Source organism: Mycobacteroides sp. H003 (genome assembly GCF_001440135.1).
Lineage (GTDB): Bacteria > Actinomycetota > Actinomycetes > Mycobacteriales > Mycobacteriaceae > Mycobacterium > Mycobacterium gwanakae.
In genome coordinates this window covers 1,408,876-1,432,251 of record NZ_LJYL01000034.1, presented here as the reverse complement: position 1 = coordinate 1,432,251, position 23,376 = coordinate 1,408,876, and the positions used below count along the sequence as shown (strand labels likewise).

Annotated in this window: 25 protein-coding genes; 17 read left to right on the top strand and 8 right to left on the bottom strand. The window is 64.3% G+C overall.

Features of this window, described 5'->3' with window-relative positions; all coding sequences use genetic code 11:
• Nucleotides 1-11: 11 nt before the first annotated feature.
• The 8 genes from AOT87_RS26880 (at nt 12) to AOT87_RS26845 (ending at nt 7,469) form a co-directional block, all read left to right on the top strand.
• Complete coding sequence (locus tag AOT87_RS26880; RefSeq protein WP_196326598.1) at nt 12-974, top strand: alpha-ketoacid dehydrogenase subunit beta; 963 nt, start codon at nt 12-14, stop codon at nt 972-974.
• 16 nt (nt 975-990) lie between these two features.
• Nucleotides 991-2,235, top strand: a complete 1,245-nt coding sequence (locus tag AOT87_RS26875) for a dihydrolipoamide acetyltransferase family protein (RefSeq protein WP_057968862.1) — start codon at nt 991-993, stop codon at nt 2,233-2,235.
• Nucleotides 2,236-2,286: 51 nt separating this feature from the next.
• A complete protein-coding gene (locus AOT87_RS26870; RefSeq protein WP_057968861.1) occupies nt 2,287-2,973 on the top strand; it encodes a sensor domain-containing protein in 687 nt (228 codons plus the stop codon).
• Nucleotides 2,973-3,653, top strand: coding sequence for a sensor domain-containing protein (locus tag AOT87_RS26865; protein ID WP_057968860.1), 681 nt, complete (start codon nt 2,973-2,975; stop codon nt 3,651-3,653). The genes AOT87_RS26870 and AOT87_RS26865 overlap by 1 nt, the downstream gene beginning before the upstream one ends.
• Nucleotides 3,654-3,729: 76 nt before the next feature.
• On the top strand, nt 3,730-4,467 hold the full coding sequence (locus tag AOT87_RS26860; protein ID WP_057968859.1) for a glucose 1-dehydrogenase: 738 nt from the start codon (nt 3,730-3,732) through the stop codon (nt 4,465-4,467).
• The gene (locus AOT87_RS26855) at nt 4,464-5,129 is read left to right on the top strand and encodes a TetR/AcrR family transcriptional regulator (protein ID WP_057968858.1); all 666 of its coding nucleotides are present in this window, start codon (nt 4,464-4,466) and stop codon (nt 5,127-5,129) included. Before AOT87_RS26860 ends, AOT87_RS26855 begins: the two co-directional genes overlap by 4 nt.
• A gap of 1 nt (nt 5,130) precedes the next feature.
• Nucleotides 5,131-6,420: an acyl-CoA dehydrogenase family protein gene (locus AOT87_RS26850; RefSeq protein WP_057968857.1), complete on the top strand. Its 1,290-nt coding sequence runs from the start codon at nt 5,131-5,133 to the stop codon at nt 6,418-6,420.
• Nucleotides 6,420-7,469 (top strand): phosphotransferase family protein, encoded by a 1,050-nt coding sequence (locus AOT87_RS26845; RefSeq protein ID WP_057968856.1) that lies wholly within the window; start codon nt 6,420-6,422, stop codon nt 7,467-7,469. Before AOT87_RS26850 ends, AOT87_RS26845 begins: the two co-directional genes overlap by 1 nt.
• Here the strand turns inward: AOT87_RS26845 and AOT87_RS26840 are convergent.
• The gene (locus AOT87_RS26840; RefSeq protein WP_081343257.1) at nt 7,459-8,844 is read right to left on the bottom strand and encodes an amino acid permease; all 1,386 of its coding nucleotides are present in this window, start codon (nt 8,842-8,844) and stop codon (nt 7,459-7,461) included. The genes AOT87_RS26845 and AOT87_RS26840 overlap by 11 nt on opposite strands.
• 102 nt (nt 8,845-8,946) lie before the next feature.
• Between AOT87_RS26840 and AOT87_RS26835 the strand changes: the two genes are divergently transcribed.
• Nucleotides 8,947-9,777, top strand: coding sequence for an LLM class F420-dependent oxidoreductase (locus tag AOT87_RS26835; protein WP_057968885.1), 831 nt, complete (start codon nt 8,947-8,949; stop codon nt 9,775-9,777).
• 54 nt (nt 9,778-9,831) lie between these two features.
• On the opposite strand, the gene AOT87_RS26830 is transcribed toward AOT87_RS26835, so the two are convergent.
• The 5 genes from AOT87_RS26830 to AOT87_RS26810 form a co-directional block, all read right to left on the bottom strand.
• Complete coding sequence (locus tag AOT87_RS26830) at nt 9,832-10,923, bottom strand: inositol-3-phosphate synthase (protein WP_057968884.1); 1,092 nt, start codon at nt 10,921-10,923, stop codon at nt 9,832-9,834.
• Between the two features lie 41 nt (nt 10,924-10,964).
• A complete protein-coding gene (locus AOT87_RS26825) occupies nt 10,965-11,510 on the bottom strand; it encodes a PadR family transcriptional regulator (RefSeq protein ID WP_030097647.1) in 546 nt (181 codons plus the stop codon).
• Nucleotides 11,511-11,612: 102 nt separating this feature from the next.
• Nucleotides 11,613-12,458 (bottom strand): DUF1707 domain-containing protein, encoded by an 846-nt coding sequence (locus tag AOT87_RS26820; protein ID WP_057968855.1) that lies wholly within the window; start codon nt 12,456-12,458, stop codon nt 11,613-11,615.
• A gap of 28 nt (nt 12,459-12,486) precedes the next feature.
• Nucleotides 12,487-13,272 carry a DUF1707 domain-containing protein gene (locus AOT87_RS26815; RefSeq protein WP_057968854.1) on the bottom strand — a complete coding sequence of 262 codons (786 nt, stop codon included), beginning with the start codon at nt 13,270-13,272 and terminating at the stop codon, nt 12,487-12,489.
• A gap of 44 nt (nt 13,273-13,316) precedes the next feature.
• Nucleotides 13,317-13,688, bottom strand: coding sequence for a hypothetical protein (locus tag AOT87_RS26810; protein ID WP_057968853.1), 372 nt, complete (start codon nt 13,686-13,688; stop codon nt 13,317-13,319).
• Nucleotides 13,689-13,818: 130 nt separating this feature from the next.
• On the opposite strand from AOT87_RS26810, the gene AOT87_RS26805 reads away from it, so the two are divergent.
• The 8 genes from AOT87_RS26805 to dnaB all read left to right on the top strand — a co-directional run bounded on the left by AOT87_RS26805 (nt 13,819) and on the right by dnaB (nt 21,827).
• A complete protein-coding gene (locus AOT87_RS26805; protein ID WP_046256144.1) occupies nt 13,819-14,241 on the top strand; it encodes a DUF5318 family protein in 423 nt (140 codons plus the stop codon).
• 19 nt (nt 14,242-14,260) lie between these two features.
• Entirely contained in the window at nt 14,261-16,630 is a 2,370-nt protein-coding gene (locus AOT87_RS26800) for a transglycosylase domain-containing protein (RefSeq protein ID WP_057968852.1), read from the top strand.
• 28 nt (nt 16,631-16,658) lie between these two features.
• Entirely contained in the window at nt 16,659-18,251 is a 1,593-nt protein-coding gene (locus AOT87_RS26795; RefSeq protein ID WP_057968883.1) for a glycosyltransferase family 87 protein, read from the top strand.
• 112 nt (nt 18,252-18,363) lie between these two features.
• Entirely contained in the window at nt 18,364-18,654 is a 291-nt protein-coding gene (rpsF, locus tag AOT87_RS26790) for a 30S ribosomal protein S6 (RefSeq protein ID WP_030097640.1), read from the top strand.
• A gap of 72 nt (nt 18,655-18,726) precedes the next feature.
• Nucleotides 18,727-19,227 (top strand): single-stranded DNA-binding protein, encoded by a 501-nt coding sequence (locus AOT87_RS26785; RefSeq protein ID WP_030097639.1) that lies wholly within the window; start codon nt 18,727-18,729, stop codon nt 19,225-19,227.
• A gap of 44 nt (nt 19,228-19,271) precedes the next feature.
• The gene (rpsR, locus tag AOT87_RS26780) at nt 19,272-19,526 is read left to right on the top strand and encodes a 30S ribosomal protein S18 (protein ID WP_005064619.1); all 255 of its coding nucleotides are present in this window, start codon (nt 19,272-19,274) and stop codon (nt 19,524-19,526) included.
• A gap of 17 nt (nt 19,527-19,543) precedes the next feature.
• On the top strand, nt 19,544-19,999 hold the full coding sequence (gene rplI / locus AOT87_RS26775) for a 50S ribosomal protein L9 (RefSeq protein WP_030097638.1): 456 nt from the start codon (nt 19,544-19,546) through the stop codon (nt 19,997-19,999).
• 451 nt (nt 20,000-20,450) lie between these two features.
• A complete protein-coding gene (gene dnaB, locus AOT87_RS26770; RefSeq protein ID WP_030097637.1) occupies nt 20,451-21,827 on the top strand; it encodes a replicative DNA helicase in 1,377 nt (458 codons plus the stop codon).
• 91 nt (nt 21,828-21,918) lie between these two features.
• Here dnaB and AOT87_RS26765 read toward each other — a convergent pair whose 3' ends face one another.
• On the bottom strand, nt 21,919-22,620 hold the full coding sequence (locus AOT87_RS26765; RefSeq protein WP_057969580.1) for a class I SAM-dependent methyltransferase: 702 nt from the start codon (nt 22,618-22,620) through the stop codon (nt 21,919-21,921).
• A 41-nt stretch (nt 22,621-22,661) separates the two neighbouring features.
• Entirely contained in the window at nt 22,662-23,324 is a 663-nt protein-coding gene (locus tag AOT87_RS26760) for a metalloregulator ArsR/SmtB family transcription factor (protein WP_057969579.1), read from the bottom strand.
• Nucleotides 23,325-23,376: the final 52 nt, after the last annotated feature.

Sequence of the window (23,376 nt, the reverse complement as noted above, 5' to 3'; positions counted from 1 at the left end):
CCAGAATGACGATGTCCGGTGCCCTGAACGCGGGTCTGCGTGCATCCCTGGAAGACGACGACAAGGTGATCGTCATGGGGGAGGACGTGGGCAAGCTCGGCGGCGTCTTCCGGGTCACCGACGGGCTGCAGAAAGACTTCGGTGACCATCGAGTCATCGACACGCCGCTGGCCGAATCCGGAATCATCGGCACGGCGGTGGGCTTGGCCATGCGTGGATATCGCCCGGTGTGCGAGATCCAATTCGACGGCTTCGTGTATCCGGCTTTCGATCAGATCGTGAGTCAGGTGGCCAAGCTGCACTACCGCACCAAGGGGGCGGTGGGCATGCCGCTGACCATCCGCATCCCGTTCGGTGGTGGAATCGGTGCGGTGGAGCACCATTCGGAATCGCCGGAGGCCTACTTCGCCCACACCGCGGGCCTACGGGTGGTGGCGTGTGGATCGCCGCAAGATGCTTACGACATGATCCGCCAGTCCGTGGCGTGCGACGACCCGGTCATCTTCTTCGAGCCCAAGCGGCGCTACTGGGAGAAGGGTGAGGTCAACACCGAAGCACGAGACCTGCTGCCGCTGTCGTCCGCCCGCATCGTCCGGCCTGGTACCGCGGCCACGGTGGCCGCATATGGCCCGATGGTCGCCGTCGCCACTGCGGCGGCGGAAATGGCCGCGGCCGAGGGGATGTCGATCGAGGTCGTCGATCTGCGCTCCCTTTCGCCGGTCGACTTCGAGACGCTGGAGGCCTCGGTACGCAAGACGGGCCGGCTGGTGGTGGTCCACGAAGCATCGGTGTTCATGGGATTGGGCGCCGAGATCGCGGCACGCATTACCGAGCGGTGCTTCTACCACTTGGAGGCGCCGGTGCTACGGGTCGGTGGTTTCGCCCTCCCGTACCCCGCCAACAAGGTGGAGCACCACTTCCTGCCCGATGCGGAGCGGGTGATGGACGCCGTCGACCGCGCTATCGCCGCGTAGGAGAGGCGCGAAATCCATGGCAGTCAAACAGTTTCTGCTTCCGGACCTCGGTGAGGGACTCACCGAAGCCGACCTGATCGCCTGGAAGGTGAAGGTCGGCGATGCGGTGAAGCTCAACCAGGTGCTCGCCGATGTGGAGACCGCGAAGGCGATGGTCGAGCTGCCGTCGCCGTACGAGGGAACGGTGGTGGCCCTGGAGGCGGCGGAGAACTCGACCCTCGCGGTCGGGTCGCCGCTGATCTCGATCGAGGTCGCCGGTGCCGAACCCGACGAGCCCGCCAACCTGGTCGGCTACGGCCCGTCGGAGTCGACGGGCCAGACCCGCCGTCGGCGTCGCGCGGGCTCGGCCGCCCTCGCCCTCGTCGAACCCGAAGTGCCGGTTGCCCCACCGGAACCGGTGCGAGCCGCCGCGAAACCGTCGGTGCGCAAACTGGCCGCCGAACTGGGCGTGGCCCTCGACCTGATCAGCGGCACGGGGATCGGGGGCAGCATCACCCGGCAGGATGTGGAGGCCTACACGCGCAGTCTCACCGCGCGCGCTCCGCAGGCTGAGTCTGTGGCTCCGGTGGGCGGGGAGACGCGGATTCCCATCGCGGGCGTCCGCAAGCACACGGCCGCCGCCATGGTGCGCAGCGCCTTCACGGCGCCCCACGTCACCGAGTTCCTCACGGTCGATATGACCGCGACGATGGAGCTACTGGCCGAGTTGAAGGCGAAGTTCCCCGACCTCAAACTCACGCCCATGACGCTGGTCGCGCGGATGGTGCTGTTGACTCTGCGGTCGCACCCCTCGCTGAATTCCACCTGGGATGAGCAAGCCGGCGAGATCGTCATCAAGCATTACGTGAATCTCGGTGTGGCGGCAGCGACCGAGCGCGGACTGGTGGTCCCGAACGTGAAGAACGCCAGCGGGATGTCGCTGCGTGAACTGGCGATCGCATTCGCGCAGTTGGTGACTACCGCACGCGAGGGAAAGACCGCGCCCGCCGATATGTCCGGCGGTACGTTCACGTTGACCAATATCGGAGTGTTCGGCGTCGATGCGGGTACCCCGATCATCAATCCGGGCGAAGCGGCCATCCTGGCACTGGGCTCGATTGCCAAACGCCCCTGGGTGGTGCACGGAGAACTCGCCGTCCGCGACGTCACCACGCTCGCGCTGTCCTTCGACCACCGACTGGTGGACGGTGAGCAGGGGTCCAAGTTCCTCGCGGATCTGGGTGCGCTGCTTACCGACCCTCGCATGGCACTGGTGGTGTAGCTTCGCTTCTAGCAAACCTCGGGTGGGGATGCTGGGATAGGGGGTGCGGTGATGCGGGTGGCGGCGGTGTTGTTCTGCGTGATGGTTGCCTGTGGCGGCTGCTCCCGCGTAGCCGACGGACTCGCGACCCCGCCGCCCGAGCGTGCTGGCCTTTATCCAGAACTGCACGCCATCGGCGGCAAGCTTCCCGGCGGCTCGCTGCTTACGGGGCCGCAGATTCGCGAGCTATCGGAGTTGCCACGGCTAGAGCCGGGGCAGGCAGTGGACGCGATGTTCCGCTCGACTACCGACGCCACCGTATGCGCGGCTGGCTACTCACTGGCCGAGATCGCTTCCTATGAGAAGCACGAGGCGGCGCGCATCGAGTTGTATGTGGAGGAGAGCGATGTCGCGCGGCTGCATACGGTGGGAAACGCGGTGGTGACCTTCTCCGACGACGCCACGGCTCGACAACAGTTCCAGCGGTTCAACGGTCTGATGGCCAGGTGCGACGCGATCACGAGCGCCACGCACACACAGCGCGATCCCTCCTCATGGAAACTGAGCATCACCAGTGCCGACACCGCCGATGAGGTGGCGTGGACGCGCAGCGTGGTCGACTCGAGCTGGACCTGTTACATGGCTGCACGACAGCGGGCCAACTTTGTGGCATCGTCGATGTTCTGCACCCACGGTTCGGATAACAAGGCGGGCGATGTGCTGGACCGATTGACGCTAAAACTCTCGGGGGCACGGTAATGCGCTGGGCACCAGTCGTTTTACTGACGGCCGCCGCGCTGTTGGCCTCCTGTACGCACGCGGTTGAGGGCGACGCGGCGGCCCCCGCCAGGCCGGAGAAGTTGTATCCGGTGCTGCCGCCCAGGCAGGCCGACCTTGAAGATCGGCTTCTGTCGGCGTCGGATATCCGTGCGGCAGTGGGCCTTCCGGATATCAAGACTATTCCCGCCGTCGAAACTGTGCTCTCGACGGCCAACACGGTGTCTGACTGTGCATACGGATACTCGTTGGCCACGCGGCAGCAGTACCTGAGCTTCGGTGCGGCGCGCATCCAGGCGTATTCCGAGACGGTCGGAAGGGTTCGCCAGCACACCATAGGGTCAGCGCTGATTGTCTTCGAGACCGCTACCTCGGCAAGCCAGCAGTTCGAGCAATTCGCCCAGCGCATGTCCAGATGCGATGGAGTACATGGGGTTACCTCGGTGAACGGCATCGCGGAGAATTGGACGCTCAGCATCGGGCACAGCGGTCAAGACGAGGTGAACTGGACGCGAACCACTGACCGTTCACCGTGGTCCTGCCGTCTGGTGGCGCGCCAGCGCGCGAACTACGTCGCTTCGGTGATGTTCTGCCGACTCGACCCCAACGATGACAAGACCGAGGCGATGTTCACGCTGCTGCTGGACAAGCTCGCCCGCTGATCCACGGCTGCGCCTCTTGCGCTATCGGCATCGCTTCTTTAATGTATCGATCGCCACATTAGTCAAGGAGGACTGGATGCGGCAGGACAAGGTCGTCGTCGTCACCGGTGGTAGCCGCGGGTTGGGCCGGGCGATGGTGCAGGCGTTCGCCGCGCATGGCGCCGATGTGGTGATCGCGAGCCGCAAGATCGACTCCTGTAACGAGCTGGCCGCCCAGGTGGAGGCCGAACACGGTCGTCGTGCGCTCCCGGTGGCCTGCAATGTCAGCTCCTGGGAGCAATGCGATGAGCTGGTCGACACCGTGTACCGGGAGTTCGGGCGGGTGGACGTCCTGGTCAACAACGCCGGACTGTCCCCGTTGTACCCCAGCCTGGACCAGGTCTCGGAAGCATTGTTCGACAAGGTCATTGGGGTCAATCTGAAGGGACCGTTCCGGTTGTCGGCCCTGATCGCCACCAAGATGGCGGCAGGATCCGGCGGTTCGATCATCAACATCAGCTCGATCGAAGCGGTGCGGCCCGACGCCACCGCGTTGCCGTACGCAGCGGCAAAGGCCGGTTTGAATGCCCTGACCCTTGGCCTCTCGCACAGCTTTGGGCCGACCGTGCGCACCAACACGATTCAATGCGGACTTTTCAACACAGATATCGCGGCGGCCTGGCCGGAAGGATTCGCCGAGGCGCTCATTCCCAGCATTCCGTTGCGCCGCGTGGGCGAACCGGAAGACATCGTCGGCGCGGCACTGTATCTGGCAAGTGATGCATCGGCCTACTGCACGGGAACGACGATTCGACTGGATGGCGGCATCCTGTGACCGAGGCCGGCGCCAAGCCGCGTCGGGGCCGTCCGCCCGCGGCCGATGGCGATGCCGCGGCGACCCGTCGGCGGATCATGGATGTGGCAACGGAACTCTTCGCCGAGAAGGGATTTCACGCGACCGGTGTTGCTGAGATCGGCGCTGCGGCCGGTGTACGGGGTGGCGCGCTGTATTACCACATCGGGTCCAAAGAGGAACTCCTCTGGGAGATCCTGCGCAGCTACATCGACGAAATGCTCACCGAGGCCGCGCACATCGCAGGCATGAACACCCCGCCCGCCAAGCGTCTGCGCACTCTCATCGGCTCCTACGTCATCCTTATCGTCAAGTACCGCAAGCAGGTTGCCATCCAGGTCCGCGATGGTTCCGCGCTGACCGGCGAGCGGGCCGCGGAGTTGCAGGGAATGCGTGACGAGTTACAGCGCTGCTGGCAACGCGTTCTCGACGAGGGCTACGAAGCCGGGGTGTTTCGCACCAGCGATCACCTGATCACCAACGCGATTCTCGGGATGCTGAACATGGTGGCGGTCTGGTACCGCGCCGATGGCAAGAGCCCGGCGCAGATCGCCAAGCGCATCGCCGACATGGTGGTGGACGGCGTGCATACGGATCGTCCGCATGAACTTCCCATTGAACCCGAACCGACAGGAAGTAACTGACATGGCATGGGATTTCGAGACCGACCCCGAATACCAGGAGCTGCTGGACTGGGCCGAGGAATTCGTCCGCACCGAGGTGGAACCGCTCGATTACGTGTTCCCCAACCCGTACGACAAGTCCGATACCGAGGCCATGGACTACGTGCGACCGCTCAAGGAGGAGGTCAAGCGCCGTGGGCTGTGGGCCTGTCACCTCGGCCCCGAGCTGGGCGGTCCGGGCTTCGGGCAGCTCAAGCTCGCGCTGCTCAACGAGATTCTGGGCCGTTCGGTGTGGGCTCCCTCGATCTTCGGATGTCAGGCTCCCGACACCGGCAATGCCGAGATCCTCGCGCACTACGGCACCGAGGCGCAGAAGGCGAAGTATCTGCAGCCGCTGATGGACGGCGACATCGGGTCCTGTTACGTCATGACGGAGCCGCAGGGCGGGTCCGATCCGACGCTGTTCAAGACAACTGCCGTGCGTGACGGTGATGAGTGGATCCTCAACGGGGAGAAGTGGTTCAACTCCGAGGCGCGGCACGCCGCCTTCTGGATCGTCATGGCCGTCACCAACCCGGATGTCAGCCCGTATCAGGGAATGTCGATGTTCATCGTCGACCCGAACGCGCCGGGGGTGGAGATCGTCAGAAACATCACCGTGCATGGGTTCAGCGAGGACGAGGCCTACACCCGCTTCACCAATGCCCGGATTCCCGCCGAGAACATGCTGGGTGCCGAGGGTTCCGCGTTCGTGATCGCGCAAACCCGCCTCGGCGGTGGTCGCGTGCATCACGCGATGCGGACGGTGGCTCAGGTGCGTAAGGCATTCGACATGATGTGCGAGCGTGTCATCAGCCGGGAAGCACGCGGCGGCACCATCGCCAAGTTGCAGATGACGCAGGAGCGCATCGCCGACAGCTGGATCGAGATGGAGTCATTCCGTCTGCTGGTGCTTCGGACCGCCTGGCTGATCGACAAGCACCAGGACTACCTCAAGGTGCGCAAGGACATCGCGGCCATCAAGGCCGCCATGCCGAAGGTGATGCATGACGTCGCCCAGCGTGCGCTGCACCTGCACGGCTCGCTCGGCGTGTCCGAAGAGATGCCGTTGGCCAAGATGTTCCTGTACTCGGAGGTGATGGGTCTGGTCGACGGCCCCACCGAGGTGCACAAAGTCACCATCGCCAAGGAAGTCCTCAAGGATTACACCCCGTATGAGGGCCTGTTCCCGCCGAGTCACATCCCGGCATTGACGGAGAAGGCCAGGGCACATGTGGCGGCCCGGCTCGAGCACCGGGTGGGCAATCTGTAATGGCGGCTCCTCAGCATGTCGACCCGAAAAGCGTTGATTTCGACATTGTTTCGCGCTGGATGGATGAGCAGGGACTTCCGGCGGGTGAGGTGGCGGACGTCTCGGCGATCACGGGCGGCACGCAGAACATCATGGTGCGCTTCACCCGGGGTGGCCGCGAGTATGTGTTGCGTCGGCCCCCGAAGCATCTACGTGAGGCCAGTAACAGTGTCATCCGCCGAGAGTCGCGGTTGCTGGGAGCGCTACGCGGACAGGGAGTTCCCGCGCCCGAGCTCATCGCGGCGTGCACCGACGAGACGGTGCTGGGCGGCGCGGTCTTCTATCTGATGGAGCCGGTCGACGGATTCAATGCCTCGGTCACCTTGCCGGAGCCGCATGCGAGCAGTCCGCAGATTCGGCACCAGATGGGGCTGGAGGCGGTCAGCGGTATCGCCGCCCTGGGGGCACTGGACTATCTGGCGCTGGGACTGGACGGGTACGGCAATCCCGACGGCTTCCTCGAGCGTCAGGTACCGCGTTGGCTCAAAGAGCTCGACTCGTTCAGCAAGCACGAGGGGTACCCGGGCCCGGACATCCCGGGTCTGCAATCCGTCGCCGATTGGCTTGAGCAGCACCGGCCGTCGCGGTGGAAGCCGGGGATCATGCATGGTGATTTCCACCTGGCGAACATGATGTTCCGCAATGACGGTCCTGAGCTCGCCGCCATCGTGGACTGGGAGATGTCGACGATCGGTGACCCGCTGCTGGACTTGGGCTGGCTGTTGGCGACGTGGCCCTCGGATGGCGACAGTGCTTCATTGGGTGGAGCACTCGTGCAGGCCGGAGGTCTGCCCACGCCCGAGGAACTCGTCGCGCACTACGCGGAACGCACGGACCGTGATCTCAGCGCGATCCACTGGTACACCGTGCTCGCCTGTTTCAAGTTGGGCATCATCTTGGAGGGCACGCACGCCCGCGCCTTCGCCGGGAAAGCGCCTGTGGCGGTGGGTGATTACCTGCACGGTCTCACGCTGCAGCTGTTCCGGCGGGCCGGGGCGATTACCGGGTAACCGGTTCGTCGGGCAGCGGTGCGCGGCGCCGGGTCAGCCGGAGTGCCACGAAGGCGAGCAGGATCACCGCCCAGGACAGCAGGCTGGTCCACAGCTGCGAGCGGGTGCCGTCCTGAAAGCCCATCGCGACCAGAATCGCGACGATCGCACCGGCGGTGAGGATCGTCAACACCGGATAACCCCACATCTTGACGATCAGCTTCTCTGGGGGTGTGCGGGGCCTGAGTACCAGCTGCGATATCGCAATCATGAAGTACACAAACAGGATTACCGCGCCCGAGGAGTTGAGCAGGAATAGAAAGACGGTGTCTTCGGCGACGTATGCCAGCACCACGCAGACGAATCCGATGAATGAGGACGCCAAGATGGCGTGCACCGGAACACCGCGCGAGTTGACGCGCAGCCAGCTGCGCGGTGCCTCGCCCCGGCCTGCCAAGACGAACAGCATGCGGGAGGCGGTGTACATCGCCGAGTTGAGACAGGACAACACGGCGGTAAGCACGACTATCCGCATGATGTTGTCGGCGTGCGGAATTCCCATGGTCTTGAATGCGGTGACGAAGGGTGAGGTGCCCAAAGTCGGGCTATCCCACGGCACGATCACCGCGATGAGGAAGATGGAGCCCACGAAGAAGAGCCCGATTCGGTAGATGACCGAGTTGGTGGCCCTGCTGATGGCCCGTGCGGGGTCCTTGGATTCGGCGGCGGCGATGGTCGCGATTTCCGGGCCGACCATCGAAAACACCACGACCACGATGGCGGAGAAGATCGCACCGGTGCCATTGGGAGCGAACCCGCTCTTGGTGAGGTTGGAGAAGTCCATGTGCTTACCCGGCCACCAGCCCAGTACGAACATCGTGCCGAGGACGAGAAATGCAATGATGGCAAGTACTTTCACACTGGCGAACCAGTATTCGAACTCGCCGTAGGACCGCACTGAGAAGAGGTTGGTGGCGGTCATGGCCACCATGAGGACAAGAGCGATCAGCCACAACGGAAAGTGCGGCCACCAATCTTGGACGATCTTGCCGCCGGCGACTGCCTCGAACCCCACGACGATTACCCAGAAGTACCAGTAGAGCCAGCCGACAGAGAATCCTGCCCAGTCGCCGAGGGCGCGGCGGCTGTAGTCGGCGAAGGAGCCGGTCGACGGATTCGCGACGGCCATCTCGCCGAGCATGCGCATCACCAGCACGATGAGCACACCGGTGATGGCATAGGTGAGGAAGGCCGCCGGGCCAGCCGCCTTGATCGTCGCACCGGACCCCACGAACAGGCCGGCGCCGATGACGCCACCGATCGCGATCATCGTCAGGTGGCGCTTCTGCAACGAATGCTGCAGACCGCCCTCGCTGGACGATTCCGTGGTCGCCATGGATTCTCCTTACAGCCGGGTAGGTCGATGTTGCACCCCGCAATCAGATCGTGCAGCGCGTTGCCAGGAATTTCAGTGGCGTGCGAGTGGTTCCTGGAGGTCATGACCGGCTTCGGTATCTCTACCTCATCGGCCGACGGATACGTGGCCCCCGACGTGCTCGCCCGCGCTGTCGAGGAGCGCGGCTTCGACTGGCTGCTCTTCGACGACCATTCCTACTTCCCGGTCGACACGCCCGATAACATCGATCCGGAGTTCCGGGCGCGGCTTCCGTTGATACGAGACCTTCCGGTGGTGCTCGCCTACGCTGCCGCGGCCACCGAGCATTTGGTGATCGGGTCCGGGGTCGCGCTGTTGCCTCAGCGCGATGTGTTGCACACCGCGAAGGCCTGGGCGACGCTGGCGACACTGTCGGGCGGCCGCGCCGTGCTGGGAGTCGGCGTCGGGTGGAATCTGGGCGAGCTGCGCAACCACGGCACCGACCCGACGCTGCGTGGTGCGAAACTCGACGAACAGCTGGTCGCCCTCAAACAGCTGTGGACCGAGGACGTAGCGGAATTCCATGGCGAGCACCTCGATTTCGGGCCCGTCGCCGCGAGCCCGCGTCCACGGACGCCCATTCCGGTGTACGTGGGTGGTCCGAGCCGGGCCGCTCAGTCACGCGCGGTGCGGTTAGGCGACGGGTGGTTGCCATACGCGGCGACGTCTACCCCCGAGGATGTGCGGGTGGCGCGCCGCCGGTTCACCGAGCAGGGACGCGCGGATCTGCCGGTCGGTGTGAGCGGCGTGTCCGGGGAGCGGGCTGCCGCTGCGTATCTGGATGCCGGCGTGGAGCGGGTGCTCCTTCATCTGGATCCGTTGGGCGAGGACGAGACCCTTGCTGCGCTCGACCAGCTAGCCGCAGTCGCGAATCGGTTGCGGGCCAACAAATAACACCGAGGGCGCACCTGACGGTGTGCCCTCGGTGGGTAGAACGAAAAAACAGGCTCAGCCTTCGATGAACTGCTCCAGCTGGGTGCGCGCGATGTCGTCGGCGAGTTGCTTCGGCGGGCTCTTCATCAGGTAGGCCGAGGCCGGAAGAATCGGGCCACCGAGTCCGCGGTCGAGTGCGATCTTCGCAGCACGCACCGCGTCGATGATGATGCCGGCCGAGTTGGGGGAGTCCCAGACCTCGAGCTTGTATTCGAGGTTCAGCGGCACATCGCCGAAGGCGCGGCCTTCCAGGCGCACGTAAGCCCATTTGCGGTCATCGAGCCAGGCGACGTAGTCGGACGGACCGATGTGCACGTTCTTGTCGTACACCTTGTCGGCCAGTGAGCCATTGAGGTTCGAGGTGACGGCCTGAGTCTTGGAGACCTTCTTGGACTCCAGACGCTCACGCTCGAGCATGTTCTTGAAGTCCATGTTGCCGCCGACGTTGAGCTGGTAGGTGCGGTCCAGGGTGACACCGCGGTCCTCGAACAGCTTGGCCATCACCCGGTGGGTGATGGTGGCGCCCACCTGGCTCTTGATGTCGTCGCCCACGATCGGCACACCGGCATCTTCGAACTTCTTGGCCCACACCGGATCCGAGGCGATGAACACCGGCAGCGCGTTGACGAACGCCACCTTGGCGTCGATGGCGCACTGGGCGTAGAACTTGTCGGCCTCTTCCGAACCCACCGGAAGGTAGGAGACGAGGACGTCAACGTTGTTGTCTTTCAGCACCTTCACGACGTCGACTGGAGCGGTGTCGGACACCTCGATGGTGTCGGCGTAGTACTTGCCGATGCCGTCCAGGGTGGGTCCGCGCTGCACGATGACATCGGTGGGCGGCACGTCGGCGATCTTGATGGTGTTGTTCTCCGACGCCGAGATCGCCTCGGAGAGGTCGAAGCCGACCTTCTTGGCGTCCACGTCGAACGCGGCGACGAACTTCACGTCGCGCACGTGGTACGGGCCGAACTTGACGTGCATCAGGCCCGGAACATTGGAGTTCTCGTCCGCATCCTGGTAGTACTGCACGCCCTGAACCAGCGAGGATGCGCAGTTGCCGACGCCGACGATGGCGACTCGCACCTCAGATGATGTGTTGGACATGGACGGTTCTCCTTTACCGATGGTCGTGCGCTGTGTCACGTCTAACGCTCCTCGACTCGTGCCTGCGCGGTGCGCTCGGCGGCGATCAAGTCGTTGAGCCACTTCACTTCTCGTTCACTGGATTCCAGGCCAAGCTGGTGCAGCTGCTTGGTGTACCGGTCGAACGAACTGCTTGCCCGGGTGATGGCCTCGCGCAGGCCCTCCCGGCGCTCTTCTACCTGACGGCGGCGGCCTTCGAGGATTCGCATCCGGGCCTCGGCCGGGGTGCGGTTGAAGAACGCCAGGTGCACACCGAAGCCGTCGTCGGTGTAATTCTGCGGACCGGTGTCCGCGACCAGCTCGCTGAAGCGTGCGCGGCCGGCGGCGGTCATTTGATAGACCCGCTTGCCGCGAAGTAGCACCGTGGTGCCCGCGGGCGCGGAGTCTTCTGCAATCAGCCCATCGGCCTGCATGCGGCGCAAGGCCGGGTACAGCGAGCCGTAAGAGAACGCCCGGAATGCTCCGAGCAATCCGGTCAGGCGCTTGCGCAGCTCGTAGCCGTGCATGGGTGACTCAAGCAGCAAGCCGAGGATGGCCAGTTCCAACATGAAGTCACCTCCTCACACCGTGTATGACGCCGGAGCATCTCTCGTGCACCGATCGGGACATAGTATCGCCGCGATATATGCGGGCGCCACACGGGGGAAGATCTAGCTCCCGGAGGGGTACGTGGTTCGGATGGGGGTGCCGTCCGGATTGACGTAGATCGAGCCATTCTGAAACTCACCGCTGATCGAAATGTCGATCTGAACGGTGTCCGGCGGTGCGGTCTTGTCCTCGCTCGGCTTGATGAACAGGTACGTGTTCTTGACCTCGCTCTGTTTGATGCCCAGAGTCTCGGGCGCGCCGCGCATGATGCCGATGATGGTCTTGACGTCGAACTTGGCGAGGTCAACCGTGCGGTCGGCGTGGCTGCCCGACGAGTCGTCGGGATGGTCCCATCCGCCCTGATAGGTGTAGCGCAGCGTGCGGCGAGGTTCGTGGGGATCGGGGCGGGTCAAAATCGCGTAGTCCCCGTAGATGTTCAGCTCGTACCCGGTGGTGTCACCGAATTTTTGGCGCATCTGCTCAAAGAGCCCTGTCAGGCCGCCGAGCGACATCAGTTGACGTGGCGGCGTCATCACAATGGGCGCCACACCGTCGGGCTTGGCACCGGGGTCGGTGGTGAAGTCCATCGGAGAGCTGGTGTTTCCGTAGGCGCCCCAACCGATGAGCACACCGACAAGGACCAGGGCGGCGGCCACACCGGCGGGCGCGTACCACCGTCGCCACCAGGGGCGCTGCGGCCCCTTCAACACGGGCATGTTGGCGGCCGCTTTGGCGTTCTGCAGATCCGAGACCAGCGAGGTGAGCTGTCCCAGCGTCGAGGCGGTGGTGGCCGAGGCAACGCGTTCGCGGTGCTCCTCCATGGACAGCTGCCCGTCACTCAGTGCGTCGTCGAGCAGCTTGCAGGTGTCGTTGCGGTCGCTGTCCTTGGCCCGGATGCCTGTCGCCATGCGAGGAATCGTAGAGCGATCTTGATGGTCAGGATGCGGGCACGACCTCTTTGGGCTCGCCGTTACCCGCGACGACCATTCGCCCGGTGCGGTCGCGCTCCGAGACGGTGATGGTGATATCGACGCCCTCGTCGTTGGGTCTGATCACCATGACGGTTCCGCCCTCGCCGGCGCCGGGCACGTTCAGGGCGTCGGGTGCTCCGCGAAGAACCCCAATGATCTTGGCCGGATCGAATCGGCTCAGGTCGCCGATCCGCACGTTGCGCCAGGTGCCGGGCATCGCACCGCCGTCACGGAACCCGCCCTGATACGGGTACGTGATGGGCAGGTTCGGATCGGTGGATTCGATGCGGACCAGCGCCGCGTTGTTGGAGCGGACGGTCAGTTCGATGCCGACGGTGTCGCCGAACTTTGCGCGCATCTGGTCCAGCAGGCCGGAAAGGCCCGGAACGGAGAACAACTTCGTCGGGGCGATCACGACGGGAGCGACGCCGTCGGCGGCCGCGCCCGGGTCCGGTGGCACCGGCCGTGTGACATAGGCACTCACCCCGGCTCCGAGGGCGGCAGCGACGACGGCGGTGACGACGATCGCCGGCCAGCGGCGCCGCGGCGGCCGGGGGATGGGTACCTGGGCCGGGAGGGCGGCGATCTGCAGATCGGAGACCACGCCGTTGAGCTCGCCGAGAGTCTGCGCACTGGTGGCGATGGCGATCCGCTGACGGTGCTCCTCCGAGGAGAGCTGGCCGTCGCCGAAGGCGGCGTCGAGCGCCTTGCACGTGACGTCTCGGTCGGAATCCTTGGCACGGGTCGCCATGCGAGGAATCGTAGAGCGACGCGGTCCCTCAGGGCCCGGGTGCGTCAGCCCCAGTACGCGAACTCGCAGACCGGATTCGGCTCACTCTTGAACGACACCAGCATGTCGCCCATGGTGATCGTGCAGCCGGTGGCGCCGGCCCCGCTGGCCCGGACTTCGGAGTTCGCCTCTTCGACGACGTCGATGGTGTGCTCCCAGGGCAGCGCGACATCCTTCTCGACGTGGGCCGCGCCGTCGTTCTCTTTCCAGGTGACGGTCGCCGTCCCGCCGCCGATCACCTTCAGGACCGCCGTTCCTACGACCTTTCCGGTGCCAACCGGTGGGGACGCGGTCGCCGCGGGATTGATGGCCGCGGAGGCGATGACGGTCAAGGCCGCAAAGCCGCCGAGCACCGGTGATAGTCGACGGAATGTCATATGTCCCCCTCTTCCTGACAGCCGCCTCATCGTAACGAGCGGAACGCGGACAGAGATCGGCTTCGCAAAGTACGTGCTGTCTGTGTGGCCCGGGCTCGGCCAGCGCGTAATCGGACGTACTCTGGTTACCGTGCGATTGCAGAGACAGGTGGTGGATTACGCGCTCAAGCGGCGATCCCTGCTGGCTGAGGTCTATTCCGGGCGTACCGGCGTGGCCGAAGTCTGCGACGCGAACCCGTATCTGCTCCGCGCGGCCAAGTTCCATGGCAAATCGAGTGCGGTGGTATGCCCGATCTGCCGCAAGGAGCAGCTGACGCTGGTGTCGTGGGTTTTCGGCGAGCATCTGGGCGCGGTATCCGGTTCGGCCCGTACGGCCGAGGAACTGGTGTTGCTGGCGACTCGGTACTCGGAGTTCGCCGTGCACGTTGTCGAGGTATGCCGGACCTGCAGTTGGAATCATTTGGTGAAGTCGTATGTCATGGGCGCCCTCCCGGCGCCGAAGGGGACCACCCCACGTCAGCGAACAACTCGTGCCCGGACGGCCAGTGAATAGGCCACAGGGTGAGGGCGGCGTGGTTGGCGGACAGAATCCGGTAGCTTCCGGCGGCTCGGATTCACCGCGCACCCCCAGCATGGACGATCGGCCGACGTCGATCCTCGACCCTGTCGAGGATCTGCCGCTGTACCGGCGCGATGAGGATGCCGTGGCCGCGGCTCGCGCCGCGCTGGAACGTGATGACGAGGGCAATGGGCATGAGCCGCCGCCCCCCTCCAGCAGGCCGGGTGGTTCGTCGCGTCCGCCGCAGCGTCGCCGTAGGCGAAAGAGCAACGGCTGGAAAATCTTCCGTCGCGTGATGATTGCCCTGGTGTTATTGGCCATCGTCATCCCGCTGGCGACGTTCGCACTGGCGTATTCGGTGGTCGACATCCCGAAGCCGGGCGATATCCGTACCAGTCAGGTGTCCACCATCTTGGCCAGCGACGGCACCACCGAACTGGCCAAAGTTGTTCCACCGGACGGAAACCGGGTCGACATCAAGATCGACCAGGTGCCCCAGCACGTGCGCGCGGCGGTGATGGCCGCCGAGGACCGCGATTTCTACGGCAACCCGGGCTTCTCCTTCTCGGGTCTGCTGCGCGCGGTCAAGAACAACATGTTCGGCGGCGATACCCAGGGCGGTTCCACGATCACCCAGCAGTACGTGAAAAACGCGATGGTGGGTGCGCAGCGCGCCGGCCTCGGCGGTCTGACCCGTAAGGCCAAGGAGATCGTCATCTCCACCAAGATGTCGCAGTCCTGGTCCAAGGATCAGGTGCTGGAGGCCTACCTCAACATCATCTATTTCGGACGTGGCGCCTACGGCATCTCGGCCGCGTCGAAGGCCTACTTCGACAAGCCCGTGGAACAGCTCACGGTGTCCGAGGGCGCGTTGCTGGCCGCACTGATCCAACGGCCGTCGCGCCTGGATCCCGCCGTGGATCTGCCGGAGTCGACGAACCGGTGGAACTGGGTGCTCGACGGCATGGTCACCATCGGTGCACTGTCCGCGCAGGATCGCGCCGGGCAGGTGTACCCGGCAACGGTGCCGCCTGAGCAGGCTGCTGCCCAGAACGCGACCACCGGTCCCAACGGACTTATCAAGCGTCAGGTGATGGCGGAGCTCACCGATCTGTTCAACATCGACGAGCAGACGTTGAATACCGAGGGCCTGCAGATCACGACGACCATCGACACCAAGGCGCAGCAGGCCGCCGAGAACGCGGTCAACAGCACCTTGCAGGGCGAGAACGCAGACCTGCGAACGGCGGTGGTGTCCGTGGACCCGCGCACGGGTGCGGTCAAGGCGTACTACGGCGGCTCCAACGCCCAGGGTCTGGACTACGCGCAGCAAGGTCTGCAGACCGGTTCGTCGTTCAAGGTGTTCGCCTTGGTGGCAGCGCTGCAGCAGGGAATCGGACTGGGTTACCAGCTGGACAGCTCGGAGCTGACCTATCAGGGCATCACCATCAAGAACAGCGAGGACGCTTCGTGCGGAACGTGTTCGGTGGCCGAGGCGCTCAAGCGCTCGCTGAACACCAGCTTCTACCGGCTCATGCTGAAGCTGAAGAACGGGCCCGAGGATGTGGCCACCGCCGCGCATGCCGCCGGTATCGCCGAGAACTTCCCCGGTGTCTCGCACACGTTGTCCGAGGATGGTCAGGGCGGTCCGCCGAATAACGGTGTGGTACTGGGCCAGTACCAGACCCGGGTGATCGACATGGCCTCGGCGTACGCGACCTTGGCGGCGTCCGGGACCTACCGCAAGCCACATTTCATCCAGAAGGTTGTGAACGCGGACGGCCAGGTGCTTTTTGACGCGGGTTCTTCCGACAACACGGGTGAGAAGCGTTTCTCTGATGATGTTGCGAACAACGCGATCTCGGCGATGAAACCGATCGCGGCCTACTCCCGCGGGCATGGCCTGGCGGGCGGACGAGAGTCGGCCGCCAAGACCGGTACCGCGCAGCTGGGCGACACCAAGGACAACAAGGACGCCTGGATGGTCGGCTTCACCCCGTCACTCTCGACCGCGGTGTGGATAGGGACCGACGACGGCAAGCCGATCAGAAACAGTTGGGGTGGACCGATTTACGGTTCCGGTCTGCCGTCGGATATCTGGCAGAAGACCATGAATGGCGCGTTGGACGGCTCCACCAAGGAGACCTTCCCCAAGCCGGGCGCCATCGGCGGATACGCCGGTGTGCCGGTTTACGTGCCTCCGCCGCCGGCTCCGAACGGTCCGCCGGCGCCCGCGCCGGGCGGTGGCGGCGAGGTGACGGTCATCCAGCCGACCATCGAGATCGCACCGGGTATCACCATTCCGGTGGGACCCCCGACGACGATTCCGGTGGGCCCGGCGGCGCCACCGGCGGGTGACGCGCCGCCGCCTCCGGGGCAGTAGGCAGGTGCCGGCCGAATCCCGTGCGACGGTGTCTCCCGAGAAGCTCGCCGATGACCTGCGCAGTGCCGACGATCGCGACTTCCCCAGTCGCACCGATGCGATGGGTGCCGAGCTATCCGAGGTGATCGGTGGGCCGTTGGGCGGGCACGCCCTGGTCGGGCGCCAGCCGTTCTGGACACCATTGCGGGTGGTGTTCATCATCGCGCTGGGATTCCTCATCCTGGGGTGGACCAGTAAGGCACCCTGCCTGCAGCAGAGTGGTTCCGGCAATGGTGCTCAGCGCGTGGCCAATTGGGACAACAACCGGGCCTACTACCAGTTGTGCTACTCAGACACCGTGCCGCTCTATGGCGCGGAGCTGTTGAATCAGGGGCGCTTCCCCTACAAGTCCAGCTGGCTGGAGACGGACTCGGGCGGCCATCAGAAGATTCAGTACGACGGCACTCCGGCGGTCCGGTACATGGAGTATCCGGTGGTGACCGGGGTGTATCAGTACACCGCGATGGCCCTGGCCAAGACGTACACCCAGGCCAGCGATCTACTGGGGCTGCCCATCGTCGCCGAAGTGGTGATGTTCTTCAACATCGTGGCTTTCGGATTGGCGCTCGCGTGGCTGGTAACCATCTGGGCCAGCGCGGGATTGAGCCCGCGCACCCGCCCATGGGATGTGGTGATGATCGCGGCGTCCCCGATCGTGATCTTCCAGATCTTCACGAATTTCGATGCTCTTGCAACGGCTTTCAGCATGACGGCATTGTGGGCGTGGGCTCGCAGGAAACCGTGGCTGGCGGGTGTGCTGATAGGGCTGGGTGTGGCCGCCAAGCTCTATCCGGTGCTGTTGCTGTTTCCGCTGCTGTTGGTGAGCCTGCGCGGCGGCAAGATGCACGAGTTCTCCAAGACGGCCGCGGCCGCACTGGCCAGTTGGGTTGTGGTGAACGCGCCGGTGGCGATGCTCTTCCCGCGCGGGTGGGGGGAGTTCTTCCGGCTTAACACCCGCCGCGGCGACGACATGGACTCGCTGTACAACGTCGTCAAATCCTTCACGGGATGGCAGGGTTTCGACGGCCCGCTGGGCTTCTGGGAGCCCCCGGTCGTGCTGAATGCGATATCGGCCGTTCTGTTCGGGATCTGCTGTCTGGGCATCGGATACGTAGCGCTGACGGCTCCGCGGCGCCCGCGTGTGGCGCAGTTGGCCTTTCTGGTGGTGGCGGTATTCCTGCTCACCAACAAGGTGTGGAGCCCGCAGTTCTCGCTGTGGCTGGTGCCACTTGCCGTGGTGGCGTTGCCGCATCGCCGAATCCTGTTGGCGTGGATGACCGTCGACGCGTTGGTCTGGGTTCCGCGGATGTACTACCTGCTGGGTTTGGAGAACAAGGGGTTGCCCGAGCAGTGGTTCACCGGCACGGTGCTGGTGCGCGATATCGCGGTGATCGGGTTGTGCGCCTTGGTGCTGCGCCAGATCTATCACCCCAGCGAGGACCTGGTGCGCGCAGATAGTGACGACACGGACGATCCGGCAGGCGGGCCGTGCGATGGGGTTGCCGACAATCCTCCGGCCTGGCTGCCGTCGTGGCTGCGCGCGCGTAAGCCCACACCGCATATCGCCCGCGCGTCTGTCTGATTTCGCCGGTCAGGGGGCTGTGCGGTAGCCTTGGCCGGTTGCCGACGCAGGCGACTCTCCTGCCACGGATACGCCGTGGCCGCACTAGACCACAGGAGGTGATGAGTTTCTCATGCGTCAGTACGAAATCATGGTCATTCTCGACCCCACTCTTGACGAGCGCACCGTAGCTCCATCGCTGGATACGTTTCTGAACGTCATCCGCGGTGACGGTGGAACCGTCTCGAAGGTGGAGGTTTGGGGTAAGCGCCGTCTTGCCTACGAGATCGCCAAGCATGCCGAGGGCATCTACGCGGTGATCGACGTGGTCGCGGAGCCCGCCACCGTCTCGGAGCTGGATCGCCAGCTGGGCCTCAACGAGTCCGTGCTGCGGACCAAGGTCCTGCGTACCGGAGCCCGCTGAGGTCCTACGGAAGTCAGTTGACTTCCGTAGGCTGCCGTTAACCACGCCAGCTGACAGACACGAGGAGGAACCGTGGCAGGTGACACCACCATCACGGTCGTCGGAAACTTGACCGCCGATCCAGAACTGCGCTTCACACCGTCCGGGGCTGCCGTCGCCAACTTCACTGTGGCGTCGACTCCCCGCATCTTCGACCGACAGAGTTCGGAGTGGAAGGACGGAGAGGCGCTGTTCCTGCGGTGCAATATCTGGCGCGAGGCCGCCGAGAACGTGGCCGAGAGCCTGACCCGTGGGTCCCGTGTCATTGTCACTGGCCGGCTCAAGCAGCGCTCCTTCGAAACCCGCGAGGGCGAGAAGCGCACCGTCATGGAGGTTGAGGTCGACGAGATCGGCCCGTCTCTGCGGTACGCGACCGCCAAGGTCAACAAGGCCTCGCGCGGTGGTGGCGGCGGTGGAGGTTTCGGCGGCGGCGGTGGCGGCGGGGGTTCCCGCTCCAACGAGCCTGCCGACGATCCGTGGGGCAGTGCCCCGGCCTCCGGTTCCACCGCGGCCGACGACGAACCGCCCTTCTGATCTGGGCGATACAACTTATCTAGCTAGAAAGAAAGAGATTCACCATGGCCAAGACGACTAAGCGCCGTCCTGCCCCGGAAAAGCCGGTCAAGACACGTAAGTGCGCGTTCTGCACTAAGAAGGCGCTGAACATCGATTATAAGGACACCAACCTGCTGCGCACGTACATCAGTGAGCGCGGCAAGATTCGTGCCCGCCGGGTCACCGGAAACTGCGTTCAGCATCAGCGCGACATCGCGATCGCGGTGAAGAACGCTCGCGAGGTAGCCCTGCTGCCGTTCAGCTCGGCGACGCGGTAGGACCGGAGGGACATCTGATGAAGCTGATTCTGACGACCGAGGTCGAGCACCTCGGCACTGCCGGTGACACCGTCGAGGTTCGGGATGGTTACGGACGTAACTACCTGCTGCCGCGCGGACTGGCGATTGTTGCCACCCGTGGTGCGGAGCGCCAGGCGACCGACATCCGTCGCGCCCGTGAGGCCAAGGAGATCCGTGGTGTCGAGCACGCCCACGAGATCAAGCAGGCTATCGAGGGCCTGGGTGCCGTTCAGCTGACGGTGAAGACCGCCGGCGAAGGCAAGCTGTTCGGCTCGGTAACCGCCGCTGACGTGGTGGGCGCCATCAAGGCCGCCGGTGGACCCAACCTGGACAAGCGCACCGTCACCCTGCCGAAGGCACACATCAAGCAGATCGGTTCGTACGCACTGGATGTGCACCTGCACGCCGGTGTGGCGACCAAGATCACCGTGGATGTAGTCGCCGCAGGCTGACCGATCGGAAGTACTGCCGGGTCAACGGCGTCGCGGGTTTCCGCGGCGCCGTTGCCGTATCTGTTGGCGAACGTATTGTACGCGTGTGCCACTCCAGCGAAGCTACCTCTAGTTAACCTAGAGGGTTGAGAGGGGTAACAGAACACGCCCGAGCCCGCAACCTGATGCGACACGCCGGGCGGATTCCCATCCACAGTCCTGTCAATTAGTTCACCGGCTGCCAACTGGGAAAAGTGCAGGAATGTAGGTAGCTATCCCCAGGTTGTCCCCAACCCCCTAACACCGGGTTGGACAGTAGTCCACACCCCATGCCCAGGCTCATCCACAGGGGCGCTTGGCAGGGCCGCCAGCAACATCTAACGTCTACCGCGGCGCGCGGGCTGAACTGTACTTGTCAGACCTCGCCGCGATCATGTGTTCGACTTGATGTGATTAGGAGGACCAGCGCGCCGTGGCGATAGTCGACGATCTGGGCCAGTCCGGCCCAGTTGCCCCTCCCGAGGAGGAGTTCGGCCGTCAACCACCCCAGGATGTGGCTGCCGAGCAGTCCGTGCTGGGCGGGATGCTGCTGTCCAAGGACGCCATCGCCGACGTGCTGGAGAAGCTGCGGCCGCACGACTTCTATCGGCCCAACCACCAGAGCGTGTATGAGGCCATCCTCGACCTGTACGGCAGGGGAGAGCCCGCTGACGCCGTGACGGTGGCCGCCGAGCTGGACCGGCGCGGGCAGCTGCGCCGGGTGGGCGGTGCGCCGTATCTGCACACGCTGATCTCCACCGTGCCGACCGCCGCCAACGCCGGGTTCTATGCCGGGATCGTGGCCGAGAAGGCACTGTTGCGCCGTCTCGTGGAGGCCGGGACCCGCGTGGTGCAGTACGGGTACGCCGGGGCCGAGGGCGCCGATGTCGCCGAGGTGGTGGACCGCGCACAGGCCGAGGTCTACGACGTGACCGACCGGCGGATGTCGGAAGACTACGTGCCCCTCGAAGAGCTGCTGCAGCCCACGATGGATGAGATCGATGCGATCGCGTCGGCCGGCGGCATGTCCAAGGGTGTGCCGACGGGTTTCACCGATCTGGACGAGATCACCAATGGGCTGCATCCGGGTCAGATGATCATCGTGGCGGCCCGGCCGGGTGTGGGTAAATCGACCCTTGGTCTGGATTTCATGCGGTCATGCTCGATCAAGCACCAGCTGCCCAGCGTGATTTTTTCACTGGAAATGAGCAAGACCGAGATCGTCATGCGACTGCTCTCGGCCGAAGCGAAGATCAAACTGGGCGATATGCGCTCGGGCCGGATGAGCGATGACGACTGGACCCGGCTGGCACGGCGGATGAGCGAGATCAGTGAGGCGCCGCTCTACATCGACGACTCCCCGAACCTGACCATGATGGAAATCCGCGCCAAAGCGCGACGGCTCAACCAGAAGGCCGGGCTCAAGCTCGTGGTCGTCGACTACCTGCAGCTGATGACCTCCGGTAAGAAGCACGAATCCCGTCAGCAGGAAGTCTCGGAGTTCTCCCGAAACCTGAAGCTACTGGCCAAGGAGCTTGAGGTTCCGGTCATCGCGATCAGTCAGCTGAACCGTGGTCCCGAGCAGCGCACCGACAAGCGTCCGCAGGTCTCCGATCTTCGTGAATCTGGCTCGCTGGAACAGGATGCCGACATGGTGATCCTGTTGCACCGCCCGGATGCGTTCGAGCGTGACGATCCGCGCGGTGGTGAGGCCGACCTGATTCTTGGCAAGCACCGTAACGGTCCGACGGCCACCATCACCGTGGCGCACCAGCTGCACTTGTCGCGCTTTACCAACATGGCGCGGTAACTACATTCTGTAGGTTCTCAATTCGAATGGCCAATTCTCAGTTCTGATGGCCACTGCTTGGCCAATTGGCCACAAAAATGAGATTTGAGCTCTATCCGGCGGGGCTGTCGGGCGGTGACGACGGTTGAACATTCGGTTTGGTAGCGGTCACTCGCCACATACGACGGGGCAGGTCGCCCTCGTCGAAGGGATCGACGTCGTCGAGGACCCAGTCTTGAGCGAGATCGTCAACCAGCTGGCGTGAGAAGAAGTGCACTGCGAAGCCGCCGTGTTCGAAGATGTCGTCGCCACAGTCCTGCCCGGCGCCGTAGTGGGCGTCGCCGGTGTGCCTGACCGTGTAGATGAGCTTTCCGCCCGGTTTCAGGGTGCGCCAGATTTCATCGATTGCATCGTGAATCTCTTTGGTAGACAGTGCCATACACAGCGCCATGTGTGCGTATACGGCGTCAACTGATCCGGAGTCGAGCGGGAGGGGTTCGCGGAGGTCGTGCACGATCTCCGAAATGTTGGCCTCCAAGTGCTGTGCCTTGGCGGCTAGTTGGATCTGCTCTATGGCGACTTCGCTGAAGTCCGTAGCGATTACGGTGAATCCCTCGCGTGCGAAGTAGAGCGCGTCGCGTCCGTGTCCGGCAGCAAGTTCTAAAACACGCTCTGCTCGTGCGTTCTTGAAGAGCTGAGCTGCGTGCCGCGCCGCTTCGGATGGCTCGGCTCCGTACATGCCTGGGTGCTGCTGGTAGGTGTCTTGCCAGTGCTCACGTTGCGCTGCAGCCAGATCTGATGGGTGATTTGGCATTTGGGATCATCTTCTCAAGTGATTGGTGGAGGAGTGGGTGGTCACTGTGGTGTTCCTGCGTCGACGGGCAGTTCGTCTAGTCGCCATTCGAGCATGCCGTCACTGAGGCGGATAGCCCGTCGGCCCCGGTCGGTCAGCATTTGGACGGCGTCGTAGGCCATGGCGCAGTACTCGCCGCGGCAGTAGACAACGATCTGAGCGCCTGTAGGTAGTTCGGTGATCCGTTGGGTGAGTTCGTTGACCGGGATGCAGATTGCGCCGGGGATGTGGCCGGCGAGGTATTCCTCTCTTGGTCGCACATCCAGGACCACCGCCTCGCCGGACTGGACCAGCCTCACCAGCTCTTCGCGCGTGATCTCTGCGGACTCTTGGGTGCCTAGATAGGCGTCGCGGGCATACGGGACCGCGGGCTGGTGGGCTTCGGCGACCTTGCGTAGCAGCGCTAGTAGTTGCGCCACATCGTCACCGGCCAATCGGTAATACATGCGCGGCCCATCTCGGCGGGCCACCACAAAGCCAGCTTGTTTGAGGGTCTGCAGATGCGCCGAGGTGGTGGTCACGTTCAGCCCGGCAGTTTTGGACAGCGCCTCCACCGTCCGCTCGCCCTGGGCCAGTAGATCCAGCAGTTCCAGGCGCTTGCCGCTGGCCAGCGCCTTGCCGCTGGCTGCGAACGCTTCGTACAGCGCGACCTTTTCCGGGCTCATGACGTATCCCACCCTCGCTCTTTCCATAGATCTTTGGAATATAGTTGTATAT

Bases quoted from the DNA above. Each gene is read 5' to 3' on its own strand.
- AOT87_RS26810 (WP_057968853.1), bottom strand. From the start codon at position 13,688: ATGACATTCCGTCGACTATCACCGGTGCTCGGCGGCTTTGCGGCCTTG.
- AOT87_RS26845 (WP_057968856.1), top strand. From the start codon at position 6,420: ATGGCGGCTCCTCAGCATGTCGACCCGAAAAGCGTTGATTTCGACATT.
- AOT87_RS26880 (WP_196326598.1), top strand. From the start codon at position 12: ATGTCCGGTGCCCTGAACGCGGGTCTGCGTGCATCCCTGGAAGACGAC.
- AOT87_RS26820 (WP_057968855.1), bottom strand. From the start codon at position 12,458: ATGGCGACAGGCATCCGGGCCAAGGACAGCGACCGCAACGACACCTGC.
- AOT87_RS26860 (WP_057968859.1), top strand. From the start codon at position 3,730: ATGCGGCAGGACAAGGTCGTCGTCGTCACCGGTGGTAGCCGCGGGTTG.
- AOT87_RS26830 (WP_057968884.1), bottom strand. From the start codon at position 10,923: ATGTCCAACACATCATCTGAGGTGCGAGTCGCCATCGTCGGCGTCGGC.
- AOT87_RS26760 (WP_057969579.1), bottom strand. From the start codon at position 23,324: ATGAGCCCGGAAAAGGTCGCGCTGTACGAAGCGTTCGCAGCCAGCGGC.
- AOT87_RS26815 (WP_057968854.1), bottom strand. From the start codon at position 13,272: ATGGCGACCCGTGCCAAGGATTCCGACCGAGACGTCACGTGCAAGGCG.
- AOT87_RS26840 (WP_081343257.1), bottom strand. From the start codon at position 8,844: ATGGCGACCACGGAATCGTCCAGCGAGGGCGGTCTGCAGCATTCGTTG.
- rpsR (WP_005064619.1), top strand. From the start codon at position 19,272: ATGGCCAAGACGACTAAGCGCCGTCCTGCCCCGGAAAAGCCGGTCAAG.
- AOT87_RS26850 (WP_057968857.1), top strand. From the start codon at position 5,131: ATGGCATGGGATTTCGAGACCGACCCCGAATACCAGGAGCTGCTGGAC.
- AOT87_RS26825 (WP_030097647.1), bottom strand. From the start codon at position 11,510: ATGTTGGAACTGGCCATCCTCGGCTTGCTGCTTGAGTCACCCATGCAC.
- AOT87_RS26870 (WP_057968861.1), top strand. From the start codon at position 2,287: ATGCGGGTGGCGGCGGTGTTGTTCTGCGTGATGGTTGCCTGTGGCGGC.
- rplI (WP_030097638.1), top strand. From the start codon at position 19,544: ATGAAGCTGATTCTGACGACCGAGGTCGAGCACCTCGGCACTGCCGGT.
- AOT87_RS26865 (WP_057968860.1), top strand. From the start codon at position 2,973: ATGCGCTGGGCACCAGTCGTTTTACTGACGGCCGCCGCGCTGTTGGCC.
- AOT87_RS26835 (WP_057968885.1), top strand. From the start codon at position 8,947: ATGACCGGCTTCGGTATCTCTACCTCATCGGCCGACGGATACGTGGCC.
- AOT87_RS26875 (WP_057968862.1), top strand. From the start codon at position 991: ATGGCAGTCAAACAGTTTCTGCTTCCGGACCTCGGTGAGGGACTCACC.
- rpsF (WP_030097640.1), top strand. From the start codon at position 18,364: ATGCGTCAGTACGAAATCATGGTCATTCTCGACCCCACTCTTGACGAG.
- AOT87_RS26765 (WP_057969580.1), bottom strand. From the start codon at position 22,620: ATGCCAAATCACCCATCAGATCTGGCTGCAGCGCAACGTGAGCACTGG.